19 protein-coding genes are annotated in these 25,470 nt (G+C 59.3%); 11 read left to right on the forward strand and 8 right to left on the reverse strand.

Annotated features, from left to right (window positions below):
* Positions 1-212 precede the first annotated feature (212 nt).
* Positions 213-1,472, forward strand: coding sequence for a cation:proton antiporter (locus POR16_RS23655; protein WP_005896237.1), 1,260 nt, complete (start codon positions 213-215; stop codon positions 1,470-1,472).
* Here POR16_RS23655 and POR16_RS23660 read toward each other — a convergent pair whose 3' ends face one another.
* Positions 1,473-2,372 carry an AraC family transcriptional regulator gene (locus tag POR16_RS23660; RefSeq protein ID WP_005896235.1) on the reverse strand — a complete coding sequence of 300 codons (900 nt, stop codon included), beginning with the start codon at positions 2,370-2,372 and terminating at the stop codon, positions 1,473-1,475.
* 280 nt (positions 2,373-2,652) lie between these two features.
* On the opposite strand from POR16_RS23660, the gene POR16_RS23665 reads away from it, so the two are divergent.
* From POR16_RS23665 to POR16_RS23675, 3 genes are all read left to right on the forward strand, one after another.
* Positions 2,653-3,969, forward strand: coding sequence for an ABC transporter substrate-binding protein (locus POR16_RS23665; protein WP_005896234.1), 1,317 nt, complete (start codon positions 2,653-2,655; stop codon positions 3,967-3,969).
* 39 nt (positions 3,970-4,008) lie between these two features.
* Positions 4,009-4,782 (forward strand): L-iditol 2-dehydrogenase, encoded by a 774-nt coding sequence (locus POR16_RS23670; protein WP_005896231.1) that lies wholly within the window; start codon positions 4,009-4,011, stop codon positions 4,780-4,782.
* Between the two features lie 131 nt (positions 4,783-4,913).
* Positions 4,914-5,738 (forward strand): DeoR/GlpR family DNA-binding transcription regulator, encoded by an 825-nt coding sequence (locus POR16_RS23675; RefSeq protein ID WP_005896229.1) that lies wholly within the window; start codon positions 4,914-4,916, stop codon positions 5,736-5,738.
* Between the two features lie 101 nt (positions 5,739-5,839).
* Here the strand turns inward: POR16_RS23675 and typA are convergent, their stop codons facing one another.
* Together typA and thiI are read right to left on the reverse strand one after the other, a co-directional pair.
* Entirely contained in the window at positions 5,840-7,660 is a 1,821-nt protein-coding gene (gene typA, locus POR16_RS23680) for a translational GTPase TypA (protein ID WP_005896227.1), read from the reverse strand.
* Between the two features lie 141 nt (positions 7,661-7,801).
* Positions 7,802-9,256, reverse strand: coding sequence for a tRNA uracil 4-sulfurtransferase ThiI (gene thiI, locus POR16_RS23685; RefSeq protein ID WP_005896225.1), 1,455 nt, complete (start codon positions 9,254-9,256; stop codon positions 7,802-7,804).
* Positions 9,257-9,592: 336 nt separating this feature from the next.
* Between thiI and glnA the strand changes: the two genes are divergently transcribed.
* The 6 genes from glnA (at position 9,593) to ntrC (ending at position 15,772) form a co-directional block, all read left to right on the forward strand.
* On the forward strand, positions 9,593-10,999 hold the full coding sequence (glnA, locus tag POR16_RS23690; protein WP_005896223.1) for a glutamate--ammonia ligase: 1,407 nt from the start codon (positions 9,593-9,595) through the stop codon (positions 10,997-10,999).
* A gap of 165 nt (positions 11,000-11,164) precedes the next feature.
* Positions 11,165-11,722 carry a chorismate mutase gene (locus POR16_RS23695; RefSeq protein ID WP_005896221.1) on the forward strand — a complete coding sequence of 186 codons (558 nt, stop codon included), beginning with the start codon at positions 11,165-11,167 and terminating at the stop codon, positions 11,720-11,722.
* Positions 11,723-11,801: 79 nt separating this feature from the next.
* Positions 11,802-12,344, forward strand: a complete 543-nt coding sequence (locus POR16_RS23700; protein WP_005896219.1) for a DUF4124 domain-containing protein — start codon at positions 11,802-11,804, stop codon at positions 12,342-12,344.
* Positions 12,341-12,970, forward strand: coding sequence for a DUF4124 domain-containing protein (locus POR16_RS23705; RefSeq protein WP_005896217.1), 630 nt, complete (start codon positions 12,341-12,343; stop codon positions 12,968-12,970). Before POR16_RS23700 ends, POR16_RS23705 begins: the two co-directional genes overlap by 4 nt.
* Positions 12,971-13,253: 283 nt before the next feature.
* Entirely contained in the window at positions 13,254-14,339 is a 1,086-nt protein-coding gene (gene glnL, locus POR16_RS23715) for a nitrogen regulation protein NR(II) (protein WP_003420138.1), read from the forward strand.
* The gene (gene ntrC, locus POR16_RS23720) at positions 14,336-15,772 is read left to right on the forward strand and encodes a nitrogen regulation protein NR(I) (protein ID WP_005896211.1); all 1,437 of its coding nucleotides are present in this window, start codon (positions 14,336-14,338) and stop codon (positions 15,770-15,772) included. Before glnL ends, ntrC begins: the two co-directional genes overlap by 4 nt.
* A 226-nt stretch (positions 15,773-15,998) precedes the next feature.
* Here the strand turns inward: ntrC and mgrA are convergent, their stop codons facing one another.
* From mgrA to POR16_RS23740, 4 genes are all read right to left on the reverse strand, one after another.
* The gene (mgrA, locus tag POR16_RS23725) at positions 15,999-17,036 is read right to left on the reverse strand and encodes an L-glyceraldehyde 3-phosphate reductase (protein ID WP_005896210.1); all 1,038 of its coding nucleotides are present in this window, start codon (positions 17,034-17,036) and stop codon (positions 15,999-16,001) included.
* Between the two features lie 82 nt (positions 17,037-17,118).
* Entirely contained in the window at positions 17,119-18,054 is a 936-nt protein-coding gene (locus POR16_RS23730; RefSeq protein ID WP_005896208.1) for a sulfonate ABC transporter substrate-binding protein, read from the reverse strand.
* A gap of 162 nt (positions 18,055-18,216) precedes the next feature.
* A complete protein-coding gene (locus POR16_RS23735) occupies positions 18,217-19,542 on the reverse strand; it encodes an LLM class flavin-dependent oxidoreductase (RefSeq protein ID WP_005896207.1) in 1,326 nt (441 codons plus the stop codon).
* A gap of 35 nt (positions 19,543-19,577) precedes the next feature.
* On the reverse strand, positions 19,578-21,845 hold the full coding sequence (locus tag POR16_RS23740) for a TonB-dependent receptor (protein WP_042932996.1): 2,268 nt from the start codon (positions 21,843-21,845) through the stop codon (positions 19,578-19,580).
* Positions 21,846-22,064: 219 nt separating this feature from the next.
* Between POR16_RS23740 and POR16_RS23745 the strand changes: the two genes are divergently transcribed.
* On the forward strand, positions 22,065-23,111 hold the full coding sequence (locus POR16_RS23745) for a LacI family DNA-binding transcriptional regulator (RefSeq protein WP_053481164.1): 1,047 nt from the start codon (positions 22,065-22,067) through the stop codon (positions 23,109-23,111).
* Positions 23,112-23,173: 62 nt separating this feature from the next.
* Here the strand turns inward: POR16_RS23745 and betT are convergent, their stop codons facing one another.
* Positions 23,174-25,129 carry a choline transporter BetT gene (gene betT / locus POR16_RS23750; RefSeq protein WP_172678987.1) on the reverse strand — a complete coding sequence of 652 codons (1,956 nt, stop codon included), beginning with the start codon at positions 25,127-25,129 and terminating at the stop codon, positions 23,174-23,176.
* Positions 25,130-25,470: the final 341 nt, after the last annotated feature.

Here is a 25,470-nt window from a genome sequence, read left to right on the forward strand (position 1 = left end):
TGACTCTTTTGCATTTGTCACTCGTCACAAAGCCCCCTCCTACAGCGCGCCTGACTGTTTATTCCTGCCTTTTTTGCAACATCACCGTCTTTAAGTGGTCAACGCAGACCCGTATGTCGTATCGCCATGTGTCTGGAAGACGATCAGGTCCATCCAACACAGTCTCGGTTATGGCGATCGAGAAACTGCACTCACGGATTTTGGAATGACGGATGCTTGAACTCGCTGCTGGTTTTATCTGCCTCACTGCACTGCTGACCTATGTGAACTATCGCTTTATCGGTCTGCCCCCCACCATCGGCGTGATGGTGACTGCGCTGATGTTCTCGTTGCTGCTGCAGGGGTTGAGCTTTCTGGGCTATCCCGGCCTGGAAGATCGCGTGCAGCAACTGATCGGCCAGATTGACTTCGGCGACCTGTTGATGAACTGGATGCTGTCCTTCCTGCTGTTTGCCGGGGCACTGCACGTCAACCTTGGCGATTTGCGAAGTTACCGCTGGCCCATCGGCCTGTTGGCGACGTTTGGCGTGCTGATTGCCACGACCGTGATCGGCGCACTGGCCTACTGGATCTTCGCCCTGTTCGGCTGGCACGTCAGCCCGCTGTACTGCTTGCTGTTTGGCGCATTGATCTCGCCCACCGACCCGATCGCGGTGCTCGGCGTGTTGCGGACTGCCAATGCGTCCAAGCCGCTCAAGACAACTATCGTCGGTGAATCGCTGTTCAACGACGGCACGGCGGTAGTGGTGTTCACCGTATTGCTGGGCATTGCGCAACTGGGGGAAACGCCCACGGTCGGAGAAACTGCGCTGTTGTTTGTCCATGAAGCGGTCGGCGGCGTGCTGTTTGGCGGCCTGATCGGTTACGCCGTGTACCTGATGATCAAGAGCATCGAGCAGTATCAGATCGAGGTCATGCTGACTCTGGCGCTGGTCATCGGCGGCTCGGCGATGGCTTCCGAACTGCATGTTTCAGGCCCTATCGCGATGGTCGTGGCCGGGCTGATCATCGGCAACCTGGGACGTAATCTGGCGATGAACGACATGACCCGTCGTTACATGGACGGTTTCTGGGAGTTGCTGGATGACATGCTCAACGCGCTGCTGTTCGCGCTGATCGGCATGGAGTTGTTGCTGTTGCCGTTCTCGTGGCAGCACCTGATTGCTGCCAGCCTGCTGGCCGTGGCGATTCTGCTGTCGCGCTTCGTGACCGTGGCACCGGCGATTCTGCTGCTGCGTCGCTGGCGCAATGTGCCGCACGGCACGATCCGCATTCTGACCTGGGGCGGCTTGCGCGGCGGCGTCTCGGTGGCATTGGCACTGGCGCTGCCCACCGGGCCGGAACGCGACCTGCTGCTGAGCATCACCTACATCGTGGTGTTGCTGTCGATCCTTTTGCAGGGCCTGACCATCGGCAAGCTGGTGCATGCCGTCACCCGTTCACCGCAGGCGAAAGACCCTGCAGAACACTGATCAGGCCAGTGCAGCAGCGCGTCGGTATTCACTGGGCGTCTGCTGCATTTCCACCCGGAAGTGCCGGTTGAAGTTGGATAGGTTGGCGTAGCCGACTTCAAAGCAGATGTCCGACACCGACATCTCGCTGTGCAGCAGCAACCGGCACGCGCGCTGGACCCGCAGTTTGCGCATCAGGTCAATGAAACAGTGGCCGGTGGTACGTTTGAAGAAGCGCGAGAAGCCCGGATCACTCATGTCCAGCCGCTGCGCGATGACCGACAGCCGAATATCGCTGGTCAATTCCGTGAGCAGGTAATCAAACGCCTTGTTGATCCGTTCCGAGCTGCGCGCATCCAGGGTCGGGGCATACCAGGCGCTGGCCAACTGACGAGCCTCCTGCGATGGCGCTTTCATCAGCGTATTGACCAGTTGTAGGAACAGAATCAGCCGCTCCAGCCCTTGCGCGGGCCCGATTTTCTCCAGCAACTCTGCAGCCTGCTTCGCGGTAGCGCCGGAGAACTCCAGCCCGCGACGTGCCCGCTCGAACAGGTGCTGCAGGTCACCCATTTCAGGCAGCGTACCGCGCAATGCCAGAAGCGCAGCGCCATCGAACTGCAGTACCACGTCGCGCCCCGCTAGATGCTCTCCAGCGGCCAGGTCACCGATCCAGTCGTGGGGCAGATCCGGGCCCATCAGTGCCACGTGCCCGGCACTGAATTCACCGATGTAATCCCCGGCCACCAGCTTGCCGCTGCCCTGACGGATCAGATGGATTTCGAATTCCGGATGGTGGTTCCAGCGCGCTAACGCGTAGGGATAGTCGTGCTCGTACCAGCGAAAACAGTGGTCGGGTTGCGGGAGAATGACCTCAAGCTCGGCAGGACGATGCTCGAACAAGGCGGCTCGGCTGTCAGGCACTGGATGCCCCTTTTTATCGTTATGAACGCTCTATGGACACCCAAACATACGCCCTTGCGCGCGACCAGTGCTAGCGCGGGTTCAGGTCGACGCCGATACTTTTTTGCTTTCGGACGGTCGGCCACTGCTCGGTTAAAAAAGTATCAGTCAGGGGCTCCCGATGCGTTTGTCCGACCTCGCGCGGGCTGCTGTAATCGAATCGTCCACTAAGGCCGCTCAGCCGTGGTCAACAACAAGAACAATAACTCCCGCCCCAAGGCGCGGAGTGGAGAGCACTACGATGAATATTCAGAAAGCACTTTTCCTGTCCGCAGGCGTGTCTGTCACCCTTCTCGGCGCGGCCGTTCAGGCGGCCGAAACCGTGACCATCGCCACGGTGAACAATGGCGACATGATCCGCATGCAGCGCCTGTCGAAAACCTTTGAACAGCAGCACCCCGAGATCAAGCTCAACTGGGTGGTGCTGGAAGAGAACGTGTTGCGCCAACGCCTGACCACCGACATTGCCACCCAAGGCGGCCAGTTCGACGTGTTGACCATCGGCACTTACGAAACCCCGCTGTGGGGCGCCAAGCAGTGGCTTGAACCGGTCACGGCCCTTCCCGCGGAATACGATTTGGAAGATATATTTCCGTCGGTGCGTCAGGGGCTGTCGGTCAACAACACCCTCTATGCCCTGCCCTTCTATGGCGAAAGCACAATCACCTATTACCGCACCGATCTGTTCAGGCAGGCCGGCCTGAGCATGCCCGAGCACCCGACCTGGACACAGTTGGGCGAGTTCGCGGCAAAGCTGCATCAACCTGACAAGGGTGTATACGGCATGTGCCTGCGTGGCAAGGCCGGTTGGGGCGAGAACATCGCGCTGCTCAGCACCATGGCCAATGCCTTCGGCGCGCGCTGGTTCGATGAGCAGTGGAAGCCTGAATTAAACAGCCCGGAATGGGCCAATGCCGCAAACTTCTACGTCAACACCCTGAAAAACTACGGCCCGCCGGGCGTGTCGAGCAACGGTTTCAACGAAACACTTGCGTTGTTCAACAGCGGTAAATGCGCGTTGTGGGTGGACGCCAGCGTGGCCGGCTCCTTCACTACCGACAAGGAGCAAAGCAAGGTGGTCGACAGCGTCGGCTTCGCGCCGGCGCCGGTTGAGGTCACTGACAAGGGGTCGTCATGGCTGTATGCCTGGTCGCTGGCGATACCGGCCACCTCCAAGCATAAGGACGCAGCCAAGGCATTCATCACCTGGGCGACCTCTAAAGAGTATATCGACCTGGTCGCCAGGACCGATGGCATCTCCAACGTGCCGCCCGGCACCCGGACCTCCACCTACAGCGAGGCCTACCTCAAGGCTGCGCCGTTCGCCAAGGTCACGTTGCAGATGATGCAGCACGCTGACCCTGCACACCCCTCGGCCAAGCCGGTGCCTTACGTGGGCATCCAGTACGTGACCATTCCGGAATTTCAGGCCATCGGCACCTCGGTCGGCAAGCTGTTCTCTGCCGCTGTGACCGGGCAGACCACTACTGAGCAGGCGCTCACCGCCGCACAGGCTGTCACCGGGCGCGAGATGAAACGTGCCGGTTACCCGAAGTAGACCGGCAGCCCCCACATGTATTCGACGGATGATGAACCCATGAAACGACTTGAAGGTAAAAGCGCGCTGATCACCGGATCCGCGCGAGGTATCGGGCGGACTTTTGCGCAGGCATATATTCGCGAAGGAGCCAGCGTGGCGATTGCCGACATTGATCTGCAGCGCGCGCAGGCCACGGCCACTGAACTGGGACCGAACGCCTATGCGGTCAGCATGGACGTGACGGATCAGGCGTCCATCGATGATGCCATCGCTGCAGTGGTCGTGCAGACCGGCAAGCTGGACATTCTGATCAACAACGCCGCGCTGTTCGACCTGGCGCCAATTGTCGATATCACCCGCGAAAGCTACGAGCGACTGTTTTCGATCAACCTCGCAGGCACGCTGTTCACCTTGCAGGCTGCTGCAAAGCAGATGATTGCGCAGGGTCACGGCGGCAAGATCATCAACATGGCCAGCCAGGCGGGACGGCGTGGCGAGGCCTTGGTGGCGGTGTATTGCGCGACCAAGGCCGCTGTGATCAGCCTGACGCAATCGGCCGGCCTGGACCTCATCAAACACGGCATAAACGTGAACGCCATCGCGCCGGGCGTGGTAGATGGCGAGCACTGGGATGGCGTCGATGCGATGTTCGCCCGCTACGAGAACCGGCCTTTGGGCGAGAAGAAAAAACTGGTGGGCGAGCAGGTGCCCTACGGGCGGATGGGCACGGCAGAGGACCTGACCGGCATGGCCATTTTTCTGGCTTCACCGGACAGTGATTACGTGGTCGCCCAGACCTATAACGTCGACGGTGGCAACTGGATGAGCTGAGCACCGACTGTTGCAGCGATGAGCCGGACTGCGCAAAAAAGCCCGGACACCGCTTCCATTGCCGAGGCGATTGGCTAAGATGCGCGGACCGCCTGCTGGCCGAGGCGGCTCATTGATGCACAGGAGCACGAATGTCCATTGAAGAGGAGATCGCCATTTCCGGCGGTACACCTATGATTCCCGATCAGCGCCGGGAGCTGATGCTGCGCCAGTTGCGCAAGCATCAGGTGCTCAGCGTTCATCAGTTGATGGAGATGTTCGATTGCTCGCACATGACCATCCGTCGTGATATCGCTCAGCTGGAACAGGAAGGCCGCGCCTACTCGGTCACTGGCGGTGTGCGTATTGCCAGCCAGGTACACAGCGAGCCCAGCCACCAGTCAAAGGCGGTGATCGAACTGCCGCACAAGCAGGGCATGGCGCGACTCGCGGCAGGCCTGCTGCACCCCGACATGACGATCTACCTGGACGCGGGCACCAGCACGCTGGAAATCGTGCCGCATATCGTTGCCCTGTCGGGCATGACGGTTGTGACCAATGACTTCGGCGTGGTCAATGCACTGGCTGATGCGGCGCATGTGGATGTAATCCACACCGGCGGGCTGCTCGATCACCCGAATCGCTCCAGCGTCGGCGGCCTGGCTGCCGCAACGTTGCGACAACTGGCAACCGACGTGGCGTTCATGTCCACCAGTTCGTGGGACCTGCAACGCGGTACCACCACGCCTTCGGCACTGAAGGTCGAGGTCAAGCAGGCCGCGATGCAATCAGCGTCGCAAACCGTGCTGATCGCCACCAGCTCCAAATACGGCACTTTCGGCATGTACAAGGTGGCTGGACTCGAGCAGTTCGACACCATCATTACCGACGCAGCCTTGGCCGAAGCCGCCGCCGACGGCATTCGCAAACAGCGCATCGAGCTGCTGCTGGCCCCAGTGGGCAATCGCACAAAATAGCTTGCCGACAAGCACGCTGATGCCGGATGGCACAAATAGCAGGCATAAAAAAACCCGGTCTCGCGACCGGGTTTTTTGTGTCTAGCCGACTAACTGATCACTCAGTTGCCCGACTTCTTGGCAGCGCGGGTACGCTCGCTTTCGCCAAGGATTTTCTTACGCAGGCGGATCGACTTTGGAGTCACTTCGCAGAGTTCGTCTTCTTGTACGAATTCCAGCGCTTGTTCCAGAGTGAAGCGGATAGGCGGAACCAGAGCGATGGTTTCGTCTTTACCGGAAGCACGCATGTTGTCGAGCTTCTTGCCTTTGGTTGGGTTTACACCCAGGTCGTTGTCGCGGCTGTTGATGCCGACGATCTGACCTTCGTACACGTCTTCGCCATGACCCAGGAACAGCTTGCCACGGGCTTGCAGTGTTTCCAGGGAGTAGGTCAGCGCCTTGCCGGTAGCAACCGAAACCAGAACGCCGTTCTGACGGCCGGACATGTCGCCAGACTTCATCACGTCGTAACGGTCGAAGATGCTGGTGAGGATGCCTGCGCCGGAAGTCAGGGTCAGGAATTCGTTACGGAAACCGATCAGGCCACGAGCAGGGATGTTGTATTCGAGACGAACACGGCCCTTGCCATCCGGAACCATGTTGGTCAGGTCGCCCTTACGGATACCGATCTGTTCCATGATCGAACCCTGGGATTCTTCCGGCAGGTCGATGGTGACGTTTTCGAACGGTTCGTGCTTGACGCCATCAACCATGCGGATGATCACTTCAGGACGACCGACACCCATTTCGAAGCCTTCGCGACGCATGGTTTCGATCAGTACCGAGAGGTGCAGCTCACCACGGCCGGAGACCTTGAACTTGTCAGCGGTGTCGCCTTCTTCAACGCGCAGGGCAACGTTGTACAGCAGTTCCTTGTCCAGACGCTCCTTGATGTTACGGCTGGTGACGAACTTGCCTTCTTTACCGCAGAAAGGCGAGTCGTTTACCTGGAACGTCATCGAAACGGTAGGTTCGTCAACGGTCAGCGGCTTCATCGCCTCAACGTTCTGTGGGTCGCACAGAGTGTCGGAGATGAACAGCTCTTCGAAGCCGCTGATGCAGACGATGTCGCCGGCAGCTGCTTCTTCGACGTCTACACGGTGCAGACCGTGGTGACCCATCAGTTTCAGGATACGACCGTTACGGCGCTTGCCGTTGGCGTCGATAGCCACAACCTGGGTGTTTGGCTTGACCTTGCCGCGAGCAATACGGCCAACGCCGATAATGCCGAGGAAGCTGTTGTAGTCCAGTGCCGAGATCTGCATCTGGAACGGGCCGTCACGGTCAACGGCAGGTGCCGGAACGTTGTCGACGATGGACTGGTACAGCGGGGTCATGTCTTCAGCCATGTCGGTGTGTTCCAGACCGGCAATGCCGTTCAGGGCCGAGGCGTAGACGACTTTGAAGTCCAGCTGTTCTTCGGTGGCACCCAGGTTGTCGAACAGGTCGAAGATCTGATCCAGAACCCAGTCCGGACGCGCGCCTGGACGGTCGACCTTGTTGATGACCACGATTGGACGCAGGCCGGCTTCGAAAGCCTTTTTGGTCACAAAGCGGGTTTGTGGCATAGGGCCGTCCTGGGCATCGACCAGCAGCAGCACGGAGTCGACCATCGACATCACGCGCTCTACTTCACCACCGAAGTCGGCGTGGCCCGGGGTGTCCACGATGTTGATGTGGTAGCCATTCCAGTTGATCGCGGTGTTCTTCGCGAGAATGGTAATACCGCGTTCTTTCTCCTGGTCGTTGGAGTCCATCACGCGCTCGTCGTTGAGCTCGCCGCGCTCCAGAGTGCCGGATTGACGCAGGAGTTTGTCTACCAGGGTGGTCTTACCATGGTCAACGTGAGCAATGATGGCGATGTTACGTAGATTTTCGATCACTTGTGTATCTCGATCAGAGGATTCGGTCTGCTGACTGTTAAGGACAGCGATTACTATTTCGAGCCGGCAAAAGCCGTAACGGCATGACGACTGGTGTCGGGGGGCCGGTGACGCAAGCCACAGGCAAACAGCCCCGGGCACTTAGCTCGGTCGATAAACGCGCACATTGGCATGCCCCTCACTGAGCAAATGGTGGGCATGCAGGCGACTCATGACGCCTTTGTCGCAATACAACAGGTACTGGCGTGTGTCATCCAGTGCCTTGAAGCGGCTGTTCAATGCGTAGAACGGCAACGTCTGTATCTCCACGCCGGGCACTTGCAGCGGCTGGTCTTCCTGGGCATCCGGGTGACGGATGTCGATGATGACCTGACCGGCCAGCGCCTGGCTGACTTCTTCAATGTCGACATTGCGGCTCAGATCGTCGATGACCCGATCGATCGAAACCAGCTTCGCGCGCTCGAGCGCTTGCTCGAGGATCGCCATGTCGAACTGTTTTTCTTCGTACTCAACGCGGTTACGCTTGGCGTTGGTCTTGGGGTTGACCGAGATCACCCCGCAATACTCAGGCATGTGCCGGGCAAAATCAGCGGTGCCGATTTCAGTCGCCAGGTCCACGATGTCCTGCTTGTGAGTAGCAACCAGCGGCCGCAGGACCAGCTTGTCGGTCGCCGCGTCAATCAGCGACAGGTTGGGCAGCGTCTGGCTGGCAACCTGGGAAATCGCTTCGCCGGTGACCAGCACGTCGATTTCAAGACGATCAGCCACGGCAGATGCAGCGCGTAACATCATACGCTTCAAAACTACACCCATATGACTGTTATCGACTTTCTGCAGAATTTCTCCGAGAACTTCCTCGAACGGTACGCTGACAAACAGCACGCGCTGCGAGCTGCCGTACTTTTTCCAGATAAAGTGCGCAACTTCCATCACGCCCAGTTCATGGGCACGTCCGCCCAGATTGAAGAAGCAGAAGTGCGCCATCAGGCCGCGACGCATGATCTGGTAGGCCGCAACGGTCGAATCGAAACCGCCGGACATCAATACCAGGGTCTGCTCCAGCGCGCCGAGCGGGTAGCCGCCCATGCCTTTATGCTGGTCATGAACCACAAACAACCGTTGGTCGCGAATTTCCATCCGCACGACCAGATCAGGCTTTTTCAGCTCGATTCCGGCGGCGCCGCACTGCATGCGCAGCTTGCTGCCGACGTATTTCTCGACGTCCATCGAGCTGAAATCGTGTTTTCCGGCACGCTTGCAACGCACTGAAAACATCTTGCCCGGCAGCAGGTCGGCATAGTGCAGTTTGCACTTGGCAACGATGTCATCCAGATCGCCCAGCGGGTACTCGGCCACTTGCAGATAGTTGGCGATACCCGGCATGCAGCTCAGCCGATCCCTTATGCCCTGCAGTACTTTGGGGTCGGTCAGGCGGGTTTCGACCTCGAGGTTGTCCCATACGCCACCCACGACAATGTCCGCGTCCAGTTCACGGAGCACGGTACGAATGTTCTTGCCCAGCTGCCGGATGAATTTCTTGCGCACCGGCGGGCTTTTGATGGTGATTTCTGGAAAAACTTTAACGATTAGTTTCATGGAAACAGTGGGTGAGGTGCCGACCAAAAAAGGGGGGCGCGGATTATAGCGGAAATTGCTCAGCGTTTAACCAGTTATCGTACACCCGATCATTCGCGCACCAAAAAGAGACGCCGCACCATTTTGAAGCGCCATTAAGGTGCGTACTTTTCTCGTCTGACGCGTTTTCGCCCCCTGAAAGGCTGCACTTGAGGCAAAAAACCCAACACGGGGCACTGGCATGCAAATTGCTCCCTTGTGAGGCAGGTTGCCTTGGCAGAGTATTCGCGCCGGCACCACCACATTTCAAGGGGCCACAACTCTACCAAGTCGGTCCCTAGCCACCCGGAGGACACCATGTCGAAGTCGGTTCAACTCATCAAAGATCATGACGTTAAATGGATTGATCTGCGCTTCACAGACACCAAGGGCAAGCAGCAGCACGTCACGATGCCTGCGCGCGATGCACTGGAAGACGACTTCTTCGAAGTCGGCAAAATGTTCGACGGTTCCTCCATTGCTGGCTGGAAAGGCATCGAAGCCTCCGACATGATTCTGCTGCCGGATGACGAAACTGCCGTTCTCGACCCGTTCACCGAAGAGCCGACCCTGATCCTGGTCTGCGACGTCATCGAACCTTCGACCATGCAAGGCTATGACCGTGACCCGCGCGCCATCGCTCACCGTGCCGAGGAATACCTGAAGTCCACCGGTATCGGCGACACCGTTTTCGTGGGTCCCGAGCCAGAATTCTTCGTATTCGACGAAGTAAAGTTCAAGTCCGACATCTCCGGCTCGATGTTCAAGATCTTCTCCGAACAGGCTTCGTGGATGACTGACGGCGACGTCGATGGCGGCAACAAGGGCCACCGTCCTGGCGTCAAAGGCGGCTACTTCCCGCTGCCACCGGTCGACCACGACCACGAAATTCGTACCGCAATGTGCAACGCCCTGGAAGAAATGGGCCAGATCGTGGAAGTTCACCACCACGAAGTTGCCACTGCCGGCCAGAACGAAATCGGCGTGAAATTCAATACGCTGGTCAAGAAGGCTGACGAAGTTCAGACCCTCAAGTACTGCGTACACAACGTGGCCGACGCCTACGGTCGTACTGCTACCTTCATGCCGAAGCCACTGTACGGTGACAACGGTTCGGGTATGCACGTACACATGTCCATCTCCAAGGATGGCAAGAACACCTTCGCAGGCGAAGGCTATGCCGGTCTGTCCGACACTGCCCTGTTCTTCATCGGCGGCATCATCAAGCACGGCAAGGCCCTGAACGGCTTCACCAACCCGTCGACCAACTCCTACAAGCGTCTGGTCCCGGGCTTCGAAGCTCCGGTCATGCTGGCCTACTCGGCCCGTAACCGCTCCGCATCGATCCGTATTCCTTACGTCTCCAGCCCACGCGGCCGTCGTATCGAAGCACGCTTCCCGGACCCGGCAGCCAACCCGTACCTGGCGTTCGCCGCACTGTTGATGGCTGGCCTGGACGGCATCCAGAACAAGATCCACCCTGGCGACGCCGCTGACAAAAACCTGTATGACCTGCCGCCTGAAGAGGCCAAAGAGATCCCGCAAGTTTGTGGCAGCCTGAAAGAAGCCCTCGAAGAACTGGACAAGGGCCGTGCGTTCTTGACCAAGGGCGGCGTGTTCAGCGACGACTTCATCGATGCCTACATCGAGCTGAAAAGCGAAGAAGAAATCCGCGTTCGCACCTTCGTACACCCACTGGAATACGAGCTGTACTACAGCTGCTGATCCAGCCACGCCAGCATTGATGGTGTGACAAAAGACCTCCTTCGGGAGGTCTTTTTTTTGCCTGACATTCACAGCGTGAATTTTTGTTCACACCGTAACGCTGGCTCTGGTAAGCGACCTGGAGTTAAATCTGCGTCTTCCCAATAGACCCGAGATGGAACCGCCATGCGCCTGCTTCTGGCCACTTCCCTGCTGACCCTGACATGCATGTCCTCCTGCTTTGCGTTCGCCGCCGAGCAGAAACCTTCTGTCATCGAGCCGCTGCTGCAAGCCATCAGCGAACGCCTGACCATTGCCGATCAGGTCGCCCTGAGCAAATGGGACAGCGGCAAGGCTGTCGAGGACCCGCCCCGCGAGCTGCAAGTGATCAGCGCCGCGCAGGCTCGCGCTGCGGAGTTCAAGCTGGACCCCAATGACGTTCAACGCCTGTTCCGCGCGCAGATAGAAGCCAACAAACAGGTGCAGAACGCCCTGCTCGCACAGTGGCACGCAGCGGGCAAAGCCCCTGACACCGTCAGGCTCAGCCTGGTGGATGACATCCGCCCGAAACTCGACCGGCTGCAGACTCAACTGTTGCAGGCCTACGCGGACTTCCAGCCGCTGCGCAAGAGTGAAAACTGCAAGCTCCAGCTGGACGCCGCGCTGAAGCGCTACCAGACCGACCCGATTCATGATCAGGCGCTGATCATGGCCACTGCGGATCTGTGCTCGGCAAAGCTCTGACACATCAGGCGGATAGCGCAGCACAGGACGATGTGTTCTATGCTGACGGCCATTCGTGCCCCTTGTCGTCGAGAGTCTCATGCGTCAAAGCCTGATTTGCCTGCTGCTGTTGATCAGCCTGCCTGCCTTGGCGCAGATTTATAAGTACACCGATGCGAACGGCAACACCGCCTTCAGCAATCAGCCACCCAACGGTACCAAAACCGAAGTGGTCGAGTTGCCGCCGCTCAACAGCATCGAAACCCAGGCGCCACCGAGGCCCGTGATAAACAGCGCTCCGCAATCCTCGTCGCCTTCGGCACCTGCGCAGCAAAGGCCACAGACAGCCTACGATGTGCTGGAATTGACCGACCTGCCGGCCGATGAGGCGTTACGCGCCAACAACGGTACGTTCATCATTGGCGTGAAGATCCAGCCTCGGCTGCAACAGAACCATCGCCTGCAGTTGCTGCTGGACGGCAACCTGTATGGACAAGACACCAACCTGCCGCGCTTTCAGGTGGTCAATATCGATCGCGGCGAACACAGCTTTGCCGTGGTGGTGAAGGATGGCGAGCGGATCATTCAGCAAAGCGAGACGATCACCCTGACCGTACAACGCGTCAGCCTTGGCAGACCATGAACAGGCTCACTCTGCACGGCCTGTTGATCTGCCTGCTGGGGCTGTCGGCGCTGCCCGTGATGGCAGACGTCTACACCTACATCGATGCACAGGGCAACCGGGTGTTCACCGATCAGCCGCACAAGAACGCGAAACGCGTAGACATCCAGCCCAGCAACAACATGACCGGCACACCGCCCACCCGCACTTTGAAAGCTCGCCCTGCCAAATCTGTGGCGCAACCGATGTTCCATTATCAGCTATTGAGAATTCTGGTTCCGGAACCGGATGCGTCGCTCAGTATCCCCAGCGGAGACCTGATTGTTACCGTCACCAGCGATCCCGCGTTGCAGCCGGGCCACAGTTATCGGTTGTTGCTGGACGGCGTTCCCGTGGGTGAGCCGGGGCGCAGTCCGGTTTTCCCGCTGAGCAATGTGGACCGCGGTACCCATCAGCTTTCCGTGGAGGTTTTCGACGAGCTTGGCCGGGTCCTGGAAAAGACGCCGAACCAGCCCTTTCACCTGCAACGTATGTCGCTGGCGCAAAAGCGCGCGACGCGGCCCTGCAAGGACGATGATTTCGGCGTGCGCCCGGAGTGCCCGCTCAAAGATAAGCCCAAGCCGAAAAGCATCATCCCCTTCCTCTGACCTCAGACAAAACACAAGCACCTTTTTGGTGCGAAAATCAGTCACTAGCGCAACAATACAGCCCAGATTGGTTCAGGAATGCTACCCAAGTGGCGCCGTATGCGGGCACGTGTGCAAAAAATGACACGCTTTTTCAGATAAAACGCTTCTTTTCGGAGCCTTGGTTTGTTTTTTGCAACTTCACTTGCACAGCACCGTATTGGTGGCTTTGCTCCTGCTGGCGCAGACCAACCAGCACCAGCATTGCGCGACTGCAATGTGCCAAAAGAGGTCAACACGATTCATGACTATAAGCGATGCGCTGCACAGACTGTTACTGGATAACCTGACGACTGCCACCATTCTGCTCAACGCCGACCTGCGACTTGAGTACATGAACCCGGCGGCGGAAATGCTGCTGGCCATCAGCGGGCAGCGTAGCCATGGGCAATTCATCAGCGAACTGTTCACCGAATCGACTGAAGCCCTGAGTTCACTGCGTCAGGCGGTGGAGCAGGCACACCCTTTTACCAAGCGCGAAGCGATGCTCACCGCACTGACCGGCCAGACCCTGACCGTCGACTACGCGGTGACGCCGATCCTCAGCAAGGGCGATACCTTATTGCTGCTGGAAGTACACCCCCGTGACCGGCTGCTGCGTATTACCAAGGAAGAAGCCCAGCTGTCCAAGCAGGAAACCACCAAGATGCTGGTGCGCGGCCTGGCCCACGAAATAAAGAACCCGCTGGGCGGGATTCGCGGGGCCGCACAGTTGCTGGCCCGCGAGCTGCCGGAAGAAAGCCTCAAGGACTACACCAACGTCATCATCGAAGAGGCCGACCGCCTGCGTAATCTGGTTGACCGCATGCTGGGCTCCAACAAGCTGCCGTCGCTGGCCATGACCAACGTGCACGAAGTGCTCGAGCGCGTGTGCAGCCTGGTCGAGGCCGAGAGCCAGGGCTGCATCACCTTGGTGCGTGACTATGACCCAAGCATTCCCGACGTTTTGATCGACCGTGAGCAGATGATTCAGGCAGTGCTCAATATCGTGCGTAACGCCATGCAAGCCATCAGCGGCCAGAACGAACTGCGTCTGGGCCGGATCACCCTGCGCACCCGCGCCATGCGCCAGTTCACTATCGGGCACGTACGCCACCGACTGGTGAGCAAGATCGAAATCATCGACAACGGCCCAGGCATCCCGGCCGAGCTTCAGGAAACCATTTTCTATCCGATGGTCAGTGGCCGCCCGGACGGCACAGGGCTCGGTCTCGCCATTACCCAGAACATCATCAGCCAGCACCAGGGCCTGATCGAGTGTGACAGCCATCCCGGCCACACCACGTTCTCGATCTTCCTGCCGCTGGAACAAGGAGCAGCTTCGACATGAGCCGTAGTGAAACTGTCTGGATCGTAGACGACGATCGTTCCATCCGCTGGGTACTGGAAAAAGCCTTGCAACAGGAAGGCATGACCACGCAAAGCTTCGACAGCGCCGACGGAGTGATGAGCCGTCTGGCCCGTCAGCAACCGGACGTGATCATTTCCGACATCCGCATGCCCGGTGCCAGCGGGCTGGATTTGCTGGCACGGATTCGCGAACAGCATCCTCGCCTGCCGGTCATCATCATGACCGCCCATTCAGACCTGGACAGCGCTGTGGCCTCTTACCAGGGCGGCGCTTTCGAGTACCTGCCCAAGCCATTCGACGTCGACGAAGCCGTCTCGCTGGTCAAACGCGCCAACCAGCACGCGCAGGAGCAACAGGGCCTGGACGTCGCACCGACGTTGACCCGTACGCCTGAAATCATTGGCGAAGCGCCCGCCATGCAGGAAGTGTTTCGCGCCATCGGGCGTTTGAGCCACTCCAATATCACCGTGTTGATCAACGGTGAGTCGGGAACCGGCAAGGAACTGGTTGCCCACGCCTTGCACCGCCACAGCCCGCGTTCGGCCTCGCCGTTCATCGCGCTGAACATGGCGGCGATTCCCAAGGATCTGATGGAATCAGAACTGTTCGGCCATGAAAAAGGCGCGTTCACCGGTGCGGCCAACCTGCGCCGCGGTCGGTTTGAGCAGGCTGACGGCGGCACGTTGTTCCTCGATGAAATCGGTGACATGCCCGCCGACACCCAGACCCGTCTGCTGCGCGTGCTGGCGGATGGCGAGTTTTACAGGGTGGGCGGTCATACGCCGGTCAAGGTCGACGTGCGGATCATTGCCGCCACTCACCAAAACCTGGAAACCCTGGTGCAGGCCGGCAAGTTCCGTGAGGACTTGTTTCATCGCCTGAACGTGATCCGTATCCATATCCCACGCATGTCGGACCGTCGCGAAGACATTCCGACCCTGGCCAGGCACTTTCTGAGCCGCGCTGCGCAAGAGCTTTCCGTGGAACCAAAGCTGCTCAAGGCCGAGACCGAGGAATACCTCAAGCATCTGCCGTGGCCGGGCAACGTTCGTCAACTGGAGAACACTTGCCGCTGGATCACGGTGATGGCCTCGGGCCGTGAGGTGCACATCAGCGACCTGCCGCCGGAACTGCTGAGCCTGCCGCAGGACGCCGCGCCGGTTACCAACTGGGAGCAGGCGTTGCGCCAGTGGGCCGATCAGGCGTTGTCGCGTGGTCAGTCCAGCCTGCTGGACAGCGCGGTGCCAACCTTTGAACGAATCATGATTGAAACCGCCTTGAAACACACCGCCGGACGCCGCCGCGATGCTGCCGTGCTGTTGGGATGGGGCCGCAACACCTTGACCCGCAAGATCAAGGAACTGGGCATGAAGGTCGATGGCGGAGATGACGACGAGGCCGATGAGGGCTGAGTAGTTATATGATGGTCGGCCATGCCCTGCGTTGGCATGAACGACCACTCAACGCAGGACGCAGAGCGCGGGAACGATAGTCATCTCAAGAACGATTATCGTGCCAATGCTCCGCGTTGGCCTGCAGTTCGTGACGCTCTGCGTCACAAATCTTCAGTCTGGCGAGCCCTAGTGCGGAACTGAGTTCCCACGCGAGCGTGGGAACTCAGTCATGGGCGGCAGCACATCACTCGGCCAGCGATGGCTTTTCCCACAAGTTGATCCCACCTTCCACCGCGAAGCTGTCGATCTCGGTCAGCTCTTCGGGGCTGAACGCCAGGTTCTTCAGCGCAGCGACGTTTTCGATGATTTGCTCGGGACGGCTGGCACCGATCAGCGCGGACGTCACGCGAGGGTCACGCAGGGTCCAGGCCAGGGCCATTTGCGCCAGGCTCTGACCGCGCCGCTGGGCGATTTCGTTGAGGGCGCGCACATGGGCAATGTTCTGCTCGGACAAGTGCGAAGCCTGCAGCGAGCCGCCACCCGGACGATTGACTCGAGCATCCTTGGGCACGCCATTGAGGTACTTGTCGGACAACAGCCCTTGAGCCAGTGCAGTGAAGGCGATCACGCCGGCACCCAGCTCTTCGGTAGCGTCCAGCAGGTCTTTCTCGACCCAGCGATTGAGCAGGTTATAAGCCGGCTGATGAATCAGCAGCGGCACTTTCCACTCTTTCAGCAACGCGGCGATTTCGCGGGTCTTGGCGCCGGAATACGAGGAGATACCGATGTACAGCGCCTTGCCCTGCTGCACCGCAGTGGCCAGCGCGCTGGCGGTTTCTTCCAGCGGAGTGTCGGGGTCAAAGCGGTGGGAATAGAAAATATCGACGTAATCGAGGCCCATGCGTTGCAGGCTCTGATCAAGGCTGGCGAGTACGTATTTACGTGAGCCACCGCCCTGCCCGTATGGCCCCGGCCACATGTCCCAACCGGCCTTGCTGGAGATGATCAACTCGTCACGGTAGTGCTTGAAGTCTTCGCGCAGCAAACGACCAAAGTTGATCTCGGCACTGCCGTACGGCGGGCCATAGTTGTTGGCCAGGTCGAAATGGTTGATACCCAGATCGAATGCGGTACGCAGCATGGCGCGCTGGGTGTCGATCGGCGTGCTGTCACCGAAGTTGTGCCACAAGCCCAGGGACAGCGCCGGAAGTACCAGCCCGCTGCGACCGGTACGGCGATAAGGCATGTCGTTGTAACGATTTTCGGCAGCGATGTAGGTCATTGAATCCTCTCTTGTCTGGGGGATATTCGAGGCGTCTTGCCATGCGCTCGCGAGCCTGAAACGTCTGCTCGCCACGCAGGCATCATGGCTTTTGCCAGACAACCTGCTGAATATCGACCCGCTTGGGTATCAGGTGGTTGTCGTAAAACAGATCGGCGGTCGCTTGCTGCGCACCTACGATCTGCGGCGTGATCGGCAGACTGGGCGATTCAGGTCGATGATCAAGATACTGAGTGATGACCGCTTCGGACAACCCCATGCTGCGCGACAGAATCTGGATGCTCTCGGCGCGCTGGGTGCGGGAAAGGCCATCGGCGACAGTCAGTTGGTCGAGAACCTGCTGCACGAACGCGCCATTTTTCTCGGCAAACGCACGGCGTGCGGTGTAAAACGACCCGGCCAAACCCAGCCCTTCGCCATTGGCCAGCAGCCGGCTATGGCCTTCGTTAATGGCGATGGAGGAGTACGGGTCCCAGGTAGCCCATGCATCGACGCTACCGTTTTCAAAGGCAGCGCGTGCATCGGCCGGCGTCAGGTAAACAGGCTGAATGTCCTTGAACGTCAGGCCTGCCTTGTTCAGCAAACGCAGCACCAGGTTATGCGAGCTTGAGCCTTTCTGAAGTGCGACCTTGCGGCCTTTAAGCTCCGCAACGCTGTGCAGCGGGCTTTCGTTGCGCACCAGTATGGTTTCGGCTTGAGGCTTGGCCGGTTCTGCGGCGATGTAGACCAGATCGGCACCAGCGACCTGAGCGAAGATCGGCGGTATATCACCGGTCGAAGCGATGTCCAGGCTGCCGATGTTCAGCGCCTCCAGCATCTGCGGCCCAGCCGGGAATTCGATCCATTTGATCTGCGTTTGCGGGAAGCGCTTCTCCAGCAGGCCGTGCTCTTTGGCCAGCACCAACGTGATCGAGCCTTTCTGGTAGCCCATGCGCAGCGTGTCGGGTTCGTCGGCAGAGGCTGTATTGAGCAACCCGCTGAAGGCAAGGATGGTGGCAATAAAGGTGAATCTTTTCATGGGTAATCCTTTAATTCTGTATAAAAATCCGCCCTGGATTCTGGCCGGAGGCCGTGGGATCGAACGTCTTCGCGAACAAGTTCGCTCCCACGCCCTGCGAGCAGAAGCCCCGTTTTCTGCGCTCTTCAGGACTTGCATGTAACGTCCAGTAAGAGGAAACACTCAAAACCTGTAAGCAGGCCGCTGCAATCCAAGGTTCTCGCGCAAGGTCGTGCCTTCGTATTCAATACGAAACAGCCCACGCCGCTGTAGCTCCGGCACCAGCAACCGGGCGACATCCTCAAGCCCACCGGGCAGGTGAGGCACCAGTACGTTGAAGCCATCCGCTGCGCCTTGCTCGAACCAGACTTGCAGCTCGTCGGCGATCTGCTCAGGTGTGCCGATCAGGCTGTAGTGCCCTCGCCCGCCGGCAATCCGGCGACCCAATTGCGCCAACGTCAGGTTTTCCCGATCGGCCAGTTCGGTAAGCAGTTTCTGTCGGCTGCGCTGGCCGCTGTCGGTCAACGGCAGTTCCGGTAGCGGACCATCCAGCGGGTAACCCGACAGGTCGAAATTGCCCAGCATGCGCCCCAGTAGGGCGACGCCTACCCGAGGCTCGACCAGCGCCTGAAACGACTCGAATCTTGCGTTCGCCAGCGCCTCGGTTTCTGCCACGACGATGAACACGCCGGGCATTACTTTCAGCGAATCTACGCCACGCCCGTAAGCGCTCAAACGCCCTTTGATGTCCGCGTAAAAGGCCTGGGCACTGGCCAGCGAGGTCTGTGCGGTAAACACCACTTCCGCCGTCTGCGCTGCCAGATCGCGACCAACCTCCGAGGAACCGGCCTGCACCACCACGGGCTGCCCCTGCGGCGAACGCGCCACGTTCAGTGGACCTTTGACGCTGAAGTGCTCGCCCACGTGATTGAGCACATGCACCTTAGCCGGGTCGTAATATTCACCGCTGGCCTTGTCGCGGGTAAAAGCGTCGTCTGCCCAGCTGTCCCACAGGCCGGTAACCACCTGATGAAACTCCCGTGCGCGGCTGTAACGCTCGGCATGCGCGACATGTTCGGCGCGACCGAAGTTCTGCGCTTCGGCGGCGGCATCCGAGGTCACCAGATTCCAGCCTGCTCGCCCACCAGACAGATGATCCAGCGAGGCGAACTTGCGGGCCACGTGATAGGGCTCGTTGTAGGTGGTGGTTGCGGTTGCAATCAGGCCGATGTGATCAGTTACCGCGCTCAGCGCCGAGAGCAGCGTCAGTGGCTCGAAATGATCGGAGCGCGCCATGCGGCTGGCTATATCGCCAGTCGCAGCAGCCACACTGTCCGCCACAAACAGCGCATCGAATTTCGCCGCTTCCGCGACTTGGGCCAAGTGCCGGTAGTGCTTGAAATCAAGCCCTGCGTCCGCAGGCACTTCAGGGTGTCGCCAGGCAGCAACGTGATGCCCGGTGGCCATCAGGAACGCACCCAGCTTCATCTGTCGAGCAGTCGTGCTCATTTCTCTCTCCTTACTGTGTGACTGCGGGCGACGGCTCAAAAATCCTTGCGCAATTGCACGCCGAAATAACGTTCGTCATCACGCGGCACGGATCGGTAAACGTAGTTGCCGCCAGTGGCCAGCATCGGCGAATAAGACTTGTCTGCCAGGTTCTTGCCGAGCAGTGCCACGCGCCAGCCACTGTTGTAATCAGCCAGCGCCACGCTGGCATTCCAGATGCCGTAAGCGCCCTGCCTGGTGTCCGGGTTCTGGCTGATGTCGTACTGCACTTCGCTCTGCCAGCTGTAATCGGTGCCCAGCTCGATATCCAGGCCGTTGTCCAGCGGGATGGTGTAATCAGCGCGAACGTAGCTTTTCCAGTCCGGGCTGTACGGCAGGGTCTTGCCATCGACGTCGCACGACGCCGCCGCGCCCGCTGGGCAGCCGAAACTGTCGATGCGCGCGCGGGTATAGGACAGCGCGCCGGAAAATTTCAGGTTTTGAGTGGCCTGCAGGGCGTAATCCAACTCGATGCCTTCAGAGCTGACAGTGCCGGCGTTGATCAGGCGCGTCACGACCTGCCCGGCAACACTGTCGAAGAAGTTCGCCTGATAGTTGTCGTACTCGCTGTGGAACACCGCCAGATTGGTGGTCAGGCGATTGTCCCAGGTGGTGGCCTTGAGGCCGACTTCCCAGGTGTTGGAGGTTTCTGGCTTGAGGGCTTCGGTGTCGCGCGGCTGCATGTTGAAAAACACGTTGTAGGCCGGGCCTTTGTAGCCGCGCGAGTAAGTGATATACGTCATCACGCTGTCGCTCAGGTCGTACTGCAGGCCAAGACGCCCCGACTTGCCGTCCTCGTCCACCGACCCGGAACTGCTGGTCGCAGGCTGAATGCCGCTTACCGTGGTAGCCGATGTCGAGAGGCGGCGGTGATCGTATTCCAAATCGTCGTGGGTCCAGCGCGCCCCCGCAATGGCGCGAAAGTCCGGCGTGAAATTGAACGTGGTTTCGCCAAACACCGAGTAGCTGTCGGTGGAGGTGCTGTAATCGGCGATGCCGCGATCCTGAGTCGTTGGCGTGATCAGCGTGCGCCTATAGGTTTCGTCGCTCTTGCCGTGCATATAGAACAACCCGCCGACGTACTCGACGAACTGCCCCTTGGGCGATGCCAACCGTAACTCCTGCGAGTACTGGTTGAACTCCAGATCGCCCTTGTCTTCGGTACCGGGAAAGGCAGCGCTGACGGTGCCCAGGCGGTCGCCGTCCTGATACTGGGTGTTGTCCCAGCCGCGCCAGGCAGTAATGGACGTGAGGGTGTAATCGCCCAGTTGCCAGTCGAGCTGGCCGGACAGGCCTTTATTGACGTCCTCGACATGGCTGCGGTAATCGCTGACCACGTTGCGGTTGTTGCTGTCGGCACGTACCGGTGACAACGCACTGGCGAACGCTGGCGTCAGCGCCTTGCTCACCACGCCATTCGGCGCGTCGTCATGCGACTGCATGTAGTCTGCGGCGAGGGTGAAAGTGATCTCGTCGTTGGGCGTGAACTCCAGCTTTCCGCGCCCGCCCTTGCGGTTGTAACCGTTGACTTCATGACCATTGAGCGTGTTGTCGACGTTGCCGTCGTAGCTGCCGAACAGCGTGGTGATCGAGCCCTTGAGGGTCTGCGGAATCAGACTGCCGCCAATGCCGAAACGGGTGCGGCTTTCGTTGCCGCTGTAGTACGACTGATCGATATAACCGTGGGTCTCTTCGGTCGGCGCCTTGGTGGTGACGTTGAGCACACCAGCCGATGCATTTTTGCCGAACAGCGTACCTTGCGGACCGCGCAGCACTTCGATGCGTTCAAGATCGAGCAAGTCCAGCGTGGCCTGCCCCGGACGCGCATACACCACACCATCGATCACGGTAGCCACTGTCGGCTCGACGCCCGGTGATGTAGAAATGGTGCCGACACCGCGAATGAACAGTGAGGTGTCCTTGTTGGAAGCGCCGGTGCGGAAATTCAGCGACGGCACTTGCTGCACGATGCTGGCAACGCCGGTACGGTTGTCCCGCTCCAGCTGTTCGCCCTGAATCACCGACACCGCGACCGGCACCTTTTGCAGCGATTCTTCGCGGCGCGTGGCCGTTACAGTGACCGATTCCAGCGATATGGTTTGCGTATTCTCAGCGGCCTCGGTATCAGCCAGGGCTGCTCCCCACGGCAAGGCGGCAAGCCCCATCAACAGCCAGCCGTATTGACGCCCCCGCCCCGCATGAACCTGCCCAATGGCCTGTGCCAGAAGTGTGTGTTTGACCCCATCCCCGCGTGTTGTGTGCATCTGCGTGCCTGCCTGAAATATGCCCCTGATACGCCAGTGCAATGCGCGCTGGCGCTTATCGTTGCTGGCTAAAGCGGGTCCGAGCATTCGCGGTGACGAGTAGCAGACAACCATCTTTGTTAGCGCTAACATCGGCAGTATCTGGAAACACCGTATAGATCGTCCAATACTGAAAAATTAGTTTTATATTCTTTTTACTTTTATACGAAGCGATAGAGCATGGCCGACGAGAAACCTGCGACACGCAAACGCCGAGGCGCAGGTCGAGTGACTATCACCGCCGTCGCACGCCAGGCGGGAGTTTCGGCCATCACCGTGTCGCGCTATTTCAACCAGCCGGAGCAAGTGTCGAACGAACTGCGCGAGCGCATTGCCGCTGTGGTCAATACGCTGGGCTATGTGCCTAATCTGGTGGCCGGCGGTCTGGCGTCGGCGCGCAACAAAGTGGTGGCGATGGTGATTCCCAATATCTCCGGGCCCATATTTGCCAACACCATCCAAGGCTTCAGTGACACGCTGAGCCGGCATGGTTTTCAGTTGCTGCTGGCTTCCAGCTACTTTTCCGCCGGGCAGGAAGAAAGCGCCGTGCGGGCGTTTCTCGGCTGGTCCCCGGCGGCACTGGTGCTGACCAGTCGCTTCCACAGCCCCGCGACTGAAAAGATGATCGAGCAGACCGATATCCCGGTGATCGAAACCTGGGACCACCAGCCTGAACGCAGCCCGATCCAGATCGGCTTTTCTCACTATGACGTCGGTGTTACTGCCGCTCGATATCTGTACGACAAGGGCTATCGCCGCATTGCGTTCGTGCAGAACAGCATTGCAGGTGACTTCAGCGCACTGGAGCGCCGCGACGGTTATGTCGTAACCCTGGAAGGGCTCGGCATCACGCCGAGGGTATTCGTCCCGGACGCCGGGAGAGCGCCATTCGAAGCAGGCAAACAGGCGATGGAAACGCTGATGAACCAGCAGCCACGCCCCGACGCCGTCTTCTTCGCCAACGACAACCTGGCCGCAGGCGCCCTGCTCGCCAGCCAGCGCGCAGGCCTGAGCATTCCGCAGGACTGCGCCGTCATGGGCTTTGGCGATTACGCCTTCGCAGAAATGATGCTACCCAGCCTCACCACCATCAAACCGCCGGCCCTGGAAATCGGCGTAATGGCTGCGACGCGGGTGCTCGAAAGCCTCGGGGTACTGCCAGTGCGTGGGGAAATACAGCGTTTGAATCTGCTGGAGTGCAAATTGGTGGAGCGGGAGAGTACCTGAGCCCGACGCAATCGCGTGCCCATGCGGGAGCGTGCGGAACGATAGGTGCTCCCAAGCCCTGATCAACGCACCAGATGCAGGAACTGCATATGCCGTTCGTACTGGTCGAGCACGTCGTTGATCACCTGCTCCTTGGTGTAACCCACCAAGTCATAGTCCTGGCTGCCTTCGCTCAGGTGAACCTCGGCGCGGTAATAGCGGCGGTTGTTCAACTGTTTGGAGCCCATGCCACCGCGCGCAAACGAAGGCGTGAAGAAGCCTTTCATCTGCACCTGGTAGATGAATGGACGCTCTTCGCCGTGACCGATTTCCAGGGTCACGGAGTCGTTGGACGGGTCAGGCACGTTGACCACGCTCAAGCCCTTCTCGACGAATACTGCCGTTACTTCATCAATCGCCGGGCGCACGGTCTGGTCGAGGAAGCGATACACCTCATCCCGCGACGGGTAATGCACGGCCTGACTCAGGCGCTGACGCCAGCCGCCGCGTCGTGAACCGGACACAGGAGCCAGCGAGTACAGTTGCGCGATCTTGCGCTGTGACTCCATGACGAATGCCTTGTGCAGGCCCCACATCATCAGCAGCAGAATCAGCGAAAACGGCAGCGAGGTCAGGACCACCGCCGACTTCAGCGCATCGATACTGCCTGAAAACAGCAGGCCGCTGGTGATCAGCGCAGTGGCGACACCCCAGAAGACGCGCAGCCATTTCGGCCCGTCTTCGTCAGGGTTGCCACCTTTGGCGGAAAGCGTCGACAGCACCACCGTGCCCGAATCGGCCGAAGTGACGAAGAACACGAAGCTGATGAACACCGTCACCGCGATGACCGTCTTGCTCCACGGGTAGGTTTCCAGCAGCAGATACAGGGTCATCGACGGATCATCGATAGCCGATTGGCCCAACGCGACCATGCCGTGGTTGAGCACCTGGTCGATGGCGCTGTTGCCGAAGATCGACATCCACGCCAGGGTGAAGCCAAGCGGAATCAGCAGCACGCCGAAAACGAATTCACGGATGGTCCGGCCACGAGAAATACGTGCGATGAACAGGCCCACGAACGGCGACCAGGCAATCCACCAGGCCCAATAAAACACGGTCCAGCCGCCCAGCCAGTCACTCGGCTCGTTGTAGGCGTAGACATCGAAACTCTTGCTTGGCAGCGCCCCCAGATAGTCACCGATGTTCTGCACCAGGGTATTGAGCAAATGCTGTGTAGGGCCGGCAAACAGCACGAACAGCAACAGCGCACAGGCCAGTAGCATGTTGATGTCGGACATGAGGCGCACGCCTTTGTCGACACCGGCAATCGCCACCAGAATCGCTGCGCCCATCATCAGAGTGATCAGACCGACCTGAATCCAGTGGGTATGCGCCACACCAAACAGGTAATCCAGACCGGAGTTAAGGTGCAGCACGCCAAAACCCATGTCTGCGCCCAGCCCGAAAATGGTCGCGATGATGCCGAAACCATCGACGGCATAGCCGATAGGGCCATTGATGCGCTTGCCGATCAGCGGGTACAGCGCCGAACGCAAGGCCAGCGGCAGATTGTGTCGATAGGCGAAGTAGGCCAGCGCCATGCCGACGAAAGCAAAGACGCCCCAGCCATGCAGGCCCCAGTGCAGAAACAGCAACTGCATGCCCTGACGTGCAGCCTCAGCGGTGCCGCCCTCGCCCTGTGGCGGTTGCAGCAAGTGCGTCAGCGGTTCCGAGACACAGAAGAAGAACAACGTGATGCTGATCCCGGCAGCGAACAGCATCCCGGCCCATGACAGGTAACTGAACTCGGGCTCGTCGTGGTCGGCACCGAGCTTGATCTTGCCAAAGCCCGACAAGGCGGTGACCACCACGAAGACCAGGTACAGAGTCATGACCATCATGTAGTACCAGCCGACCGTATTGGCAGCCCAGTTCTGCGCAGCCAGCAGCCATTCGCCGCTGGCTTGCGGGAAGGCGATGACAATGATGCCGAAGATGAGGATGAAGCTCGCAGCGAAGTAGAACACTGGGGCGTTCATGCGGACCATGCCGCTTGAAGAAGTACTCGGAGAACTCATCGTATGAACGCCTCCGGACTGATAAAACCAACTGCAAAAAACGGATACGGCAAGGGTTAGCCTCCTGTTGTGAGCGGGCAGCGAACCACCGGTTTAACTTGAACGAGCGTTCAATTTAAACATGAAAGTACCCGCAAATACTAATCGCAGGCCGGTAAGCGCTGGCTCAGGCCACGGTATGACGCACGCCCGGGCGGGATCGTTCCAATCGTCCAGCCACGCAATTCAGGCCCTCCAGATGGAGGTATTTGCAGACATGGATCAACTGTCCAACATGAGCCTGGCCTCGCACACATTTCACG

Source organism: Pseudomonas coronafaciens pv. oryzae str. 1_6, from assembly GCF_000156995.2.
Taxonomy (GTDB): Bacteria; Pseudomonadota; Gammaproteobacteria; order Pseudomonadales; family Pseudomonadaceae; genus Aquipseudomonas; species Aquipseudomonas tremae.